Origin of the sequence: Kribbella sp. NPDC003505, assembly GCF_040610875.1 — a bacterium.
GTDB lineage: Bacteria > Actinomycetota > Actinomycetes > Propionibacteriales > Kribbellaceae > Kribbella.
This window is the reverse complement of the sequence record NZ_JBEXNA010000001.1, coordinates 493,851-504,490: the sequence shown is the minus strand read 5'-3', so window position 1 is coordinate 504,490 and position 10,640 is coordinate 493,851. Positions and strand designations below refer to the sequence as shown.

Genomic DNA, 10,640 nt, shown 5'->3' with positions numbered 1-10,640 from the left:
CTCCGGTTACTTGACCCCCGATGGAGGCCAGTTATGAAGCCTGTTGCCGATTCCGGACAACTCGCGCTCCTCAGCAACCGCAAGGGCACCATGGCCCAGATGTTCCTGGACCGGGTGTCGGCGACGCCCGAGCGGGAGGCCTTCCGGTTCCCGCGTGGAGAGCAGTGGAAGTCGGTGACCTGGCGGGAGACCGAGGCACTGACCCGCCGGCGCGCCGCCGGCCTGATCGCGCTCGGCGTGCAGCCCGAGCAGCGGGTCGCGATCGCCTCGAGCACCCGGATCGAGTGGATCGAGTGCTACCTGGCCGCCGTACTGGCCGCCGCCGCGACCACCACGATCTACCCGTCGACGATCCCCGCCGACGTGGCCTTCATCGTGGCCGACGCCGACGTCCAGGTGGTCTTCGCCGAGGACGCCTCGCAGGTGGACAAGCTCCGCGAGCACCGCGCCGAGACGCCGTCGCTGCGCAAGGTCGTGCTGCTCGACGGCACGCCGCTCGCGAGTGACGGCGACTGGGTGATCGGGCTCGGCCAGCTGGACATGCTGGGCGACTCCTATCTCGCCGAGCACCCGTCGATTGTCGACGATCGGATCGCAGGCATCACTCCGGACACGTTGTGCACGTTGATCTACACGTCCGGCACGACGGGGCGCCCGAAGGGCGTGCGGTTGCCGCACTCGGTCTGGACGTACGAGGGCGCCGCCGTCGAGGGGATGCGGGTTCTGTCGCCGGACGACCTGCAGTTCCTGTGGCTGCCGTTGTCGCACGTGTTCGGCCAGGTGCTGCTCGCCGTCCAGTTCCAGATCGGGTTCGCCACCGCGGTGGACGGGCGGATCGACAAGATTGTCGACAATGCGGCTGTCGTCCAGCCGACGTTCATGGCCGCGGCGCCGCGGATCTTCGAGAAGGCGCACGGGCGGATCGTGACGATGATGCAGGCCGAGGGCGGCGTCAAGGCCAAGATGTTCGACTGGGCCTTCGGGGTCGGCGCGAAGGTTTCCGCGGTCCGCCAGTCCGGCAAGGAGCCGACCGGCCTGCTCGCCGCCCAGTTCGCCGCCGCCGATCGGCTCGTGCTGTCGAAGATCCGCGCCCGGTTCGGCGGGCGGGTCCGGTTCTTCGTGTCCGGGTCGGCGGCGCTGGACAAGACGCTCGCGGAGTGGTTCCACGCGGCCGGCCTGCTGATCCTCGAAGGGTACGGGCTGTCGGAGACGTCGGCGGGGTCGACGCTGAACCGCCCCACGCAGTACCGGCTGGGCAGTGTCGGGCCGGCGTTCCCCGGGACGCAGTTCAAGATCGCCGAGGACGGCGAGATCCTGATCAAGGGCGACGGCGTGATGAGCGGGTACCACAACCAGCCGGAGCAGACCGCCGAGGTGCTCGACGCCGACGGGTGGTTCCACACCGGCGACATCGGTCACTTCGACGACGAGTTCCTGTTCATCACCGACCGGAAGAAGGACCTGTTCAAGACGTCGGGCGGCAAGTACGTCGCACCGCAGGCGATCGAGGGCCGTTTCAAGACGATCTGCCCGTACGCGAGCCAGTTCGTCGTCCACGGCAACCGGCGCAACTTCGTCTCCGCCCTGGTCACCCTCGACCCCGACGCGATCGAGGGCTGGGCCACCGCGAACGGCCTCGGCGGCAAGCCGTACGCCGAGATCGTCACGTCGGACGCGGCCCGCACCATGGTCCAGGGCTACGTCGACGAACTCAACGCCGGCCTGAACCGCTGGGAAACCATCAAGAAGTTCACCATCCTCGACCGCGACCTCACGGTCGAGTCCGGCGAAATGACCCCCAGCCTCAAACTCAAACGCAAACACGTCGAAACCCAATACTCCAACCTGCTGGACAAGATGTACGAATAGCGGGCGGTCCGCGAGTCGTGAGATTCGGCTGTCCGAGCCGACCACTGTCCACGACTCGCGGCCCGGGTCGTCCGCCAATCGCCACAACTCGGCGATGAGCGGTCAGGGTGTCCTGGCCGCCTCGGTGAAGGTGCTGGTGTCGAGCCGGACTGTGATCGCGGCTACGCGAAGCGACGGCTGCAGGGATTGCCAGAGGTTGTCGGTGATCGCGGACCAGGGGAGCGCGATCACCGTGACTTCGGGGTGGCCGTTGACGACGACGTTGTCCGCAGTACCGGCGTACGTCGTCGTGGTGAGGGCGGTGCCGGGTGCTATGCGAGCGGCGTACAACGAGGGATGCTCGGTGAGCTCGGGCGCCCCGTCGTACGGCCGCGCGGCCCCGATCACCACATCCGTCAGCCCGGCGGACGTGAGTGTCGCGCCGGCAGTGATGCGCGGGGTGCGGATCGGCGGGTCGGGCTCGTAGGTCAACCCGCGCAGCGCAATCTGGAGATCGGGCTGCCGGGTTCGCGCGGCAGCCAGCTCACCCACCTGCGTGCCGTTCCCGACGATGACCCAGTCGTCCCCGCGGATCGCCGCCGTGTAGTGGCGCAGATCGTCGGCCGGCCCGCCGGACGTGTCCCGCACGATGATCTCGCGCTCGCGCACGACGAGCTCGCGAGCCTGCGACGCAGCAGACCGCCCGGTCAACCAGTACGAGAAGAACGGCACCCCGTCCACGTCCCGCCCGATCGCCAGTCCACGCCCCGGATACTCGACCCCATCGCGCAACATGGCCGCGAGCATACGCGCGCCACTGAACCCAGCCAGCTGGCATGCTGTCCGCGATGACACCGGATGGCGGACCGATCCTCTTCCTCGATGTCGACGGGACCCTCCTGCCGTACGGCGGCGATCCCGCAGGCCGACTGCTCGTTGCGGGCGTCGGGCCGCGGCTGGGAGCGCTGCTGTGTGAGCTGGTGTGGGCGACGACGTGGGGAGAGCAGGCCAACGACGAGCTCGCTGACGCAGATCGTCAGTGGGTCCGGACGCAGCACGCCGGCGCCGCCTTCCTCCGGCAGGTGCAGCCGTACCGCGGAGTCACGGACGAGGACCTCGCCGCACTCGAGGACTGGCTTCAGTGGCGATGAGGATCAGGTGCGGCGGGAGCTGTTGATCAGGCGTTGGGTTGCTGTCGGGTCGTGGGCGGGGAGGATGACCAGGCCCGGGAGGTGTTCCGCGAGGGCGAGGACCTTGCCGGTGGTTCGTCCGAGTTCGCCGCGGTCGCCGACGCCCGGGAGTTGGCGGCGTTCGAGCAGGCCGGCTTCGTAGGTGAGGTCGCCGACCATCAGGAGCGGTGGCAGGTCGCGGCGCCGGACGAGCATCGACAGCGAGCCGGGGGTGTGCCCGGGCGTCGGCAGCAGGACGATCGACCCGTCGCCCATCACGTCGTACGTCCCGCCGAACGGCGCCAGGACGGGATCGTCGGTCGGTGCGAACGTGACGTGCTTCCAGCGCCGGCCGGGGACGTCGATGTGCCTGCGGAGGAAGCCGCGCGCCTCGGGGGAGAACCCCGACAGCTCGGCCCATTCGGCCGGTGTGATCAGGAGCTCGCCGCTCAGCTGCGGGATACCGCCGATGTGGTCCTGGTGCAGGTGCGAGATGACCGCCTTGTCGACGTCGTCGACGGAGTACCCGAGCGTACCCAGTTGCGCGTCGAGGGTCTCGTCCGCGCCGATGTGGAACTTGGCGAGCCGGTCGTACACCACGCCGCTGAATCCGCCCGGGAAGTACGACGGGTCGGTCACCGAGGCGCGGTCTTGTCCGGTGTCGAACAGCACCAGCCCGTCGGCGTGCTCGACGACGTACACGTTGATCGGGCGAGGCGGCAGCCACCGGCGGGAGGTGAGCAGCCACCAGTACAGCGGCTTCTTGGTGCCGTGGGCGTGTTCGGGATGGATCTCGACGCTGCCGGTGCTGATCACCGACACGGCGCGGACCGGATCTTCGGTGCCGGCGGGCAGTCTGATCGCTTTCGTGGACATCTGAACTCCCTTCGGGCCCCGACGGATTCGGGGCGAGGAGATCAGTCTTCGTCTGGCGGCGCGGCCCGTCTGTGACTTTTGTCGTCCGCGGAAGTTGCCGTGGTCACTCCGGATTCCACGTCTGGTCGTGGAGCCCGGTCGGGTCGAGGATGTGCACGATGTCGGCCGCGGTCGCGACCAGGCCGGCCTGCCGGAACTCCCGCAGTACCCGGGCCACCACCTCACGGACCGAGCCGACGGCGTCGGCAAGTTCCTGCTGAGACATGTGCGCGACGAGTTCGCCACGTGGGCTCTGCTGCGTGGATGCCAGGTCGAGAAGGTGGGCCGCGACCCGCTGCCGCACCGTGCCGAACGCGTTCACCGCCGTCTGCCGCAGGTTCTCGTACAGGCGACGGCTCAGCTCCTCCGCCAAGGCCCACCCGACCCGGCTGTCCGTACGCGCAGCGGCCGTCAGCAGACCGGCGTCGATCCGAAACAGCGTTGAATCCGCCAGCGTCTGTACGCCGACATCCGCCGGCCCGCCGACGAGTACCGCGATGCCGAGCACGTCGCTGATCCGCGCGTACCGCACCGTCACCTGGCGCCCCTCGGGCGACGACATGAACACCCGCACCAACCCACGAACGACGAGCACCGCCTGTGGAGCAGCACCCTCCCGGTACAACGTGCTACCCGCCGGGTAATCGGCCCGCCGCCCCGACGCGAGCAACCGCCCGGTCAGCTCCTCCGGCAACCCGCCGAGAAAGCTGCCCGCCATCGCAGCCACGACATCCACAGCCACCCGCCAAGCATGACAGTCCGCCCGGGCGGCTCTTACCATGGGCAGTCGAAGGGGAGCGCCATGACGTTGGTGTACGGGCCGTTGATCGGTGGGGAAGGGTCGCCGCTCGGGAAGACGTACCTGTCGGTCTCGGTGCAGGAAGAACGGTGTGGAGCGGGCGCTGTTGCCGGGCACGCGGATCAGGGTGCAGATCCGCAAGGACGGCGTACTGATCGGACGGGCCGGGTGCAACGAGTTGAGCGGGGGGATCATGCTCGACGACGGGGTACTGCGGTTCGACCTTCACCCTGACCAACGGCCGTGCGACGCTCGTCCTGCTGGACCGGCGCTTCGCCGAACCCGATCTACCGCTGGATGGCACCACCTGGACCGTCGAGTCCGTCGTCCGCGGTGACGCCTTGGAACACTTCCCACTCACCGCCCCCGCGACTCTCACCATCGACGGCACCGAAGCGACCGGTTCAACCGGCAGCAGCCCGTTCACCGCGACCGTCACCCGCGACGACCCGACTCTCACCTTCACCGAGCTCACTGTCACCCCCACCTACCCCGAGGCCCGAGCCGCCGACCTGGAACACGCTGTCCTCGAGAACCTCCGTACGCCCCTGACTTACTCGATTCAGTCCAACCGCCTCGAACTCCGCGGCCCGAACCTAACCACCGGCCTCAACCTCAGCGCGCCCCGGCCCGAAGGAAGCCCCTACTACACCGTGCCCCGGCGCCCTGACGGCGTGCGGTGATACGGGCAGTCGGCGACCCGGTCGAGGAACCATGAGGGGAACGCCCCCGTACGATGGGTGGGTGCCGTCGACATTGCCCGAGGGGGAGGTTGCGCCCCGGGACGGGGCGCTGCCGGATGCTGCTGTCCGGGAGGCGGCGGAGCGGCCGTTCGGGTTCTACCTGCACGTTCCGTTCTGCGCGTCGCGCTGCGGGTACTGCGACTTCAACACCTACACCGCGAAGGAGCTGGGCGGCGGTGGGTCGCAGGCGTCGTACGCCGAGACCGCGGTCGCCGAGGTGCGGCTCGCGCGGCGCGTCCTGCAGGACCTGGACCGGCCGGTCGAGACGGTGTTCTTCGGGGGCGGTACGCCGACCCTCCTGCCCGCCGCGGATCTGGGGAAGATGCTGGCCGCGGTGCGGGACGAGTTCGGTCTGGCGCCGGGCGCGGAGGTGACGACCGAGGCGAATCCGGAGTCGGTGCACCCGGCCTACCTCGAAGCGTTGCTGGAAGCGGGGTTCACGCGGGTGAGCTTCGGGATGCAGAGCGCGTCGTCGCACGTCCTGCGGATCCTCGACCGGCAGCACACGCCGGGGAGAGCGTTGCAGGCGGTGAAGGAAGCCACCGCGGCCGGCTTCGAACACGTGAATCTCGACCTGATTTACGGCACCCCGGGTGAGTCGCTCGACGACTGGCGGGCGTCGCTGGAGTCGGCGCTGTCGGCGCAGCCGGACCACGTCAGCGCGTACGCGTTGATCATCGAGGACGGAACGCAGCTCGCGCGGCGGATCCGGCGTGGTGAGCTGCCGATGCCGGACGACGACGACCTCGCCGACAAGTACGTGCTGGCCGACGAGCTGCTGTCGGCCGAAGGCCTGCGGTGGTACGAGGTGTCCAACTGGGCCCGCAGTACGGCGGCGCGCTGCCGCCACAACGAGCTGTACTGGCGGGGCGACACCTGGTGGGGGATCGGCCCGGGCGCGCACAGCCACGTCGGCGGGGTGCGTTGGTGGAACGTCAAGCATCCGAGCGCGTACGCCGAGCGGATCAACGCGGGTGAGAGTCCGGCCCATGCGCGCGAGACCCTCGACGAGGAGACCCGGCGGATCGAGCGGGTGCTGCTCGAGGTCCGGCTGTCGGCGGGTCTGCCGCTGGACGTGCTGGACGCGGCGGGGCGTGCCGCCGTGGACGACGTCGTCGGTGACGGCCTGGCGGTGGTCGAGGGGCGTCCGGCGGGCGGCGAGCGGCTCGTGCTGACCGATCGCGGGCGGTTGCTCGCCGATGCGGTGGTCCGCGACCTGCTCCCGTGAAAGTGATCAGAACTGATCACAGTGAGCTGTTGACGACCGTTGTGAGCAGACGGCAGGCTGTGCGGTAAGCGTTTACTACCGCCGCCGAGGAGTCCGCGATGCCGCCCTTCATCCGTCGTCGACTGTTGCTTCAGGCCGGGCTCGCCGCCGGCGCGCTCAGCACGCTCGGGCTGCCCACCCGAGCGTTCGCCGAGGACGAGTTCGACGTCCTGCGAGCACTTTGGGCCGAGCTGAACACCGGTGGCGCGATCGACCCGGCCGATCCGGCGTACGCCGACGCGCTCGCGAACCTGAGCTCGCAGGCGCAGCAGTTCGTCGACACGATGATCACCGCGGCCGACCGGACGGCGCTCTGGCCGGACCTGCCGCTCGGCCCGAGCAGTGGCAACTTCAGCATCAGCTACACCCGACTGAAGACGATCGCGCTGGCGCGTGCAACCGCCGGTACCACGCTGACCGACGCCGGCTCCCTGCTCAGCGGCGCGCTCGACTTCCTCAACGCCAAGGCGTACAACGAGACGCTGAAAGAGACCGGGAACTGGTGGTTCTGGGAGATCGGCGCGCCGCGCGCTCTGCTGGACACCTGCATCCTGGCGTACGACGTGCTGTCGGCCGACCAGCTCACGAAGTACCTGACGGCCGTCGACCGGTTCGTGCCCGATCCGAACCGGCGGACCAACGCGCCCACGCTCCGCGAGACCGGCGCGAACCGCGTCGACAAGGCGCTGATCGTCGCGCTCCGCGGCATCGTCGGCAAGTCGGCCGCGAAACTCGCCGCCGCCCGGGACGCGCTCAGCGACGTCGCCGAATCCGGGAAGAACAGCGTTTTCACCTATGTCACCAGCGGCGACGGGTTTTACCGCGACGGCTCGTTCGTCCAGCACGGCAACCTCGCGTACGTCGGCACGTACGGCAACGTCGCGCTCGGCGGGGTCGCGAACCTGATCGCTCTGCTCGGCGGCTCCACCTGGGAGATCGCCGACCCGAACCGCGCCGTACTGCTCGATGCCGTCGAGGCCAGCTTCGCCCCGTTCGTCGTCGACGGCCTGATGATGGACTGCGTGTCCGGCCGGGCGATCTCTCGCGAACGCGCCGGCGACCACCGCAACGGCCACGGCACCACGTCGACCGTGCTGCTCCTCGCGAGCGGCGTCGCCGAGCCGTACGCGTCTCGCTACCAGGCCTTGGCCAAGGGGTGGATCACCCGCGATCGGCTCGACGACTACCTGCCCGGCGCGTCGATCCCCGAGATCTCCCGGGCGAAGGCGCTGCTCGCCGACGCCGCCGTCATGCCCGCGCCGGCCGTGCCGCGGCACTTCCAGTTCTACAACCAGGACCGCGTGGTGCACCGCCGCCCGGGCTGGACGTTCGCGATCGCGATGTCGTCGAAGCGCATGGCCCGCTACGAGTGGGGCAACGGCGAGAACCTCCGTGGCTGGTACGTCGGGGACGGGATGACCTACCTCTACAACGACGACCAGTCCCAGTTCAACGACGCGTACTGGCCGACGGTCGACGCGCAGCGCATGCCGGGGACGACGGTCAGCACGCAGCCGCGGCAACCGGGCGGGTCCGGCAGCGGCACCGGTACGGTCGCGGCGTACGCCGAATGGGTCGGCGGAGCGTCGTACCGGGGCGTCGCCGGTGCGGTCGGTATGCACCTGATCAATCACGACAAGACCTTGCAGGCGAGGAAGTCCTGGTTCTGTCTGGGCGACTCGGTCGTGGCGCTCGGCGCGGGGATCGCCGGCACCGACGGCTACCCGGTGGAGACGATTGTCGACAATCGGAATCTCCATGAGAACGGGACGGCCGCGCTGCAGGTCGACGGGCGGCCGGCCGCGGACCAGACGTACTCCGACCCGGTCTGGGCCCACTTGGACGGCGTTGCCGGCTACGTCTTCCCGGCCGGTGGTCGTCTGCGGGTGCAGTGTGAGGACCGGACCGGGGCCTGGTCCGAGATCAACATCGGTAACGACACGGCTGGCTCGACGACGCCGTACACCCGCCGCTACGCGAAGCTCGTCCTGGAGCACGGTACGGACGTCGGCTCGTACGCGTACGTGGTGTTGCCCAACGCAACCAGCCGGCGGACGGCCGAGCTGGCGGCCGATCCCGGGATGACGATCCTTGTCAACAATCCGAATGTCCAAGCCGTTCGATCCCACCGCGAGAACCTCGTGCTGGTGAACTTCTGGGCCGCAGGCTCGGTGTCCGCGGTGTCCGCGGTGCCGGGCGGCGCCGGAGCGCCTTTGGTGGCGTGTGACGGGCCTGCTTCGGTGGTGATCGGCAAGGAGGGATCGACGACGACTGTCGCGGTGTCCGATCCGAGCCGGACCGCGCAGACCGTCCGGCTGATCGTCGACCGGCAGGTCGGCGAGGTGATCGCGAAGGATCCGGCGGTCACGGTAGTTGCTACTGGCAAGCAGCTCGTCCTGGACGTCGCGGTCGGCGGCACGAAGGGTGCCACCCACAGCGTGTCCTTCCACTGAGTTCCGCAAGCAACCGGGGCCGGCCACCAGGGCCGGCCGGGTCGCCGGGTGCTGGCAAGTACAACCAGGAGGTTGTTCGATGATGCCGCACGCCCGCCCCCTGCAGCTCACCCGGCGACGTGTCCTTCAAGTAGCCGGAGCCGGCCTGGCGCTGGCCGCAGTACCAGCTGTCGCGAGAGCGCAAACCAGCACGATCACCATCCCCGCGCTCCCGTCGGCGCGCACGACCGAGCTCGACCGGACGCAGGACTCGCTCAGCGCCAGCGAACTCCGCCCGACCGGCTTCTACCTGCCGGCGGCCACCGCGCTCACCGTGGTCGTCCACGCCGGCAGCCAGGCTCCGACGCTGGTGATCGGCGCGCCCGACGCGGACGCCCGCAAGGAGTTCAAGTCGCCCCGCGAGTACCCGCTCCAGGTCGGTCGCAACACCGTGACCGACGCCGGCGGCGGTGTCGTCTACCTGAAGCTGATCGGCGACACCGGTCAGGCCAAGGTCTCGATCGGCGAGCAAGCGCAGCCGATGCCGTACTTCGTCCTCGGCTGCACCGGCGAGGCCGACTTCCAGCGCCAGCTCGACGAGCGCACCACGCCGTACGTCGAACACGTCGGCCCGCACGCGATGATCACCGTGGAACGCGCGTCGGCGCTGACGTACCGCAGCGAGAACCACACCGACCTGCTGGCCACCTACGAGGAGATCATCGGGATCGAGGACGCGACCAGCGGGTACGACGGATCCGCGCCGGTGCACGCCCGCCTGGCGCACCGGTACCACTTCGTCGGGTACCCGTCCGCGATCACCGGCGTCGGGGCGTACGCGACGCACGGGCACATGTCGTTCCCGCCGCCGATCCAGGACCGGATGCTGACCGTGTCCGGCCTGCGGACCCGTGGCTGGGGCATCTACCACGAGCTCGGTCACCAGCATCAGCAGATCACCTACAAGCCGAGTTCGCTGACGGAGGTGACGGTCAACATCTACTCACTCGCGGTCAACGCGGTCTTCGCCACGAAGTACGGCCAGGTGCCGCGGCTGCACGCACCCGACGCCAAGACCGGGCTGACGCCGTGGCAGAGCGCCCCCGGCAAGCTGCGGACGCCGGGCGTGAACTACGGCACGACGTTCGATCCCTACGAGAAGCTCGTGATGTTCGAGCAGCTGCGGCTGGCGTTCGGCAACAGCTTCTGGCCGGACCTGCACAAGCTGGTCCGGGTCGAGCGGCCGTACGCGAGCGACTACACCGACGAGGTACTCCGGCTGCGCAACCTCGTCGTCCTGTCCAGCCAGACGGCCGGCTACGACCTGAGCGACTTCTTCCGGGCCTGGGGCGTCCCGGTCGACGCCGAGGCGATCGCCCGGATCGGCGCGCTGCACCTGACCCCGCCGCCGACCGACCCGTCCGCGATCCGCGAGTAGACGATCCGCGAGTAGACAATCCGCGAGTA

The 10,640-nt window shown here is 69.4% G+C and carries 9 protein-coding genes; 6 read left to right on the top strand and 3 right to left on the bottom strand.

Going from position 1 to position 10,640, the window contains the following annotated elements:
• The first annotated feature begins 33 nt into the window (after positions 1 to 33).
• Positions 34 to 1,869 carry an AMP-dependent synthetase/ligase gene (locus ABZX12_RS02280; protein WP_355689048.1) on the top strand — a complete coding sequence of 612 codons (1,836 nt, stop codon included), beginning with the start codon at positions 34 to 36 and terminating at the stop codon, positions 1,867 to 1,869.
• A 102-nt stretch (positions 1,870 to 1,971) separates the two neighbouring features.
• Here the strand turns inward: ABZX12_RS02280 and ABZX12_RS02275 are convergent, their stop codons facing one another.
• The gene (locus ABZX12_RS02275) at positions 1,972 to 2,643 is read right to left on the bottom strand and encodes an IMP cyclohydrolase (RefSeq protein WP_355689046.1); all 672 of its coding nucleotides are present in this window, start codon (positions 2,641 to 2,643) and stop codon (positions 1,972 to 1,974) included.
• 53 nt (positions 2,644 to 2,696) lie between these two features.
• Here ABZX12_RS02275 and ABZX12_RS02270 point away from each other — a divergent pair, with 53 nt between their 5' ends.
• Positions 2,697 to 2,999: a hypothetical protein gene (locus ABZX12_RS02270; protein ID WP_355689044.1), complete on the top strand. Its 303-nt coding sequence runs from the start codon at positions 2,697 to 2,699 to the stop codon at positions 2,997 to 2,999.
• Between the two features lie 3 nt (positions 3,000 to 3,002).
• Here the strand turns inward: ABZX12_RS02270 and ABZX12_RS02265 are convergent, their stop codons facing one another.
• Complete coding sequence (locus ABZX12_RS02265; RefSeq protein WP_355689042.1) at positions 3,003 to 3,893, bottom strand: MBL fold metallo-hydrolase; 891 nt, start codon at positions 3,891 to 3,893, stop codon at positions 3,003 to 3,005.
• 103 nt (positions 3,894 to 3,996) lie between these two features.
• Positions 3,997 to 4,674, bottom strand: a complete 678-nt coding sequence (locus ABZX12_RS02260) for a Crp/Fnr family transcriptional regulator (RefSeq protein WP_355689041.1) — start codon at positions 4,672 to 4,674, stop codon at positions 3,997 to 3,999.
• Positions 4,675 to 4,961: 287 nt separating this feature from the next.
• Between ABZX12_RS02260 and ABZX12_RS02255 the strand changes: the two genes are divergently transcribed.
• From ABZX12_RS02255 to ABZX12_RS02240, 4 genes are all read left to right on the top strand, one after another.
• The gene (locus ABZX12_RS02255) at positions 4,962 to 5,414 is read left to right on the top strand and encodes an META domain-containing protein (protein ID WP_355689718.1); all 453 of its coding nucleotides are present in this window, start codon (positions 4,962 to 4,964) and stop codon (positions 5,412 to 5,414) included.
• Between the two features lie 61 nt (positions 5,415 to 5,475).
• Positions 5,476 to 6,702 (top strand): radical SAM family heme chaperone HemW, encoded by a 1,227-nt coding sequence (gene hemW, locus ABZX12_RS02250; RefSeq protein ID WP_355689039.1) that lies wholly within the window; start codon positions 5,476 to 5,478, stop codon positions 6,700 to 6,702.
• 98 nt (positions 6,703 to 6,800) lie between these two features.
• Positions 6,801 to 9,194, top strand: coding sequence for a polysaccharide lyase 8 family protein (locus ABZX12_RS02245; RefSeq protein ID WP_355689037.1), 2,394 nt, complete (start codon positions 6,801 to 6,803; stop codon positions 9,192 to 9,194).
• 79 nt (positions 9,195 to 9,273) lie between these two features.
• On the top strand, positions 9,274 to 10,611 hold the full coding sequence (locus ABZX12_RS02240; RefSeq protein WP_355689036.1) for a M60 family metallopeptidase: 1,338 nt from the start codon (positions 9,274 to 9,276) through the stop codon (positions 10,609 to 10,611).
• Positions 10,612 to 10,640 lie beyond the last annotated feature (29 nt).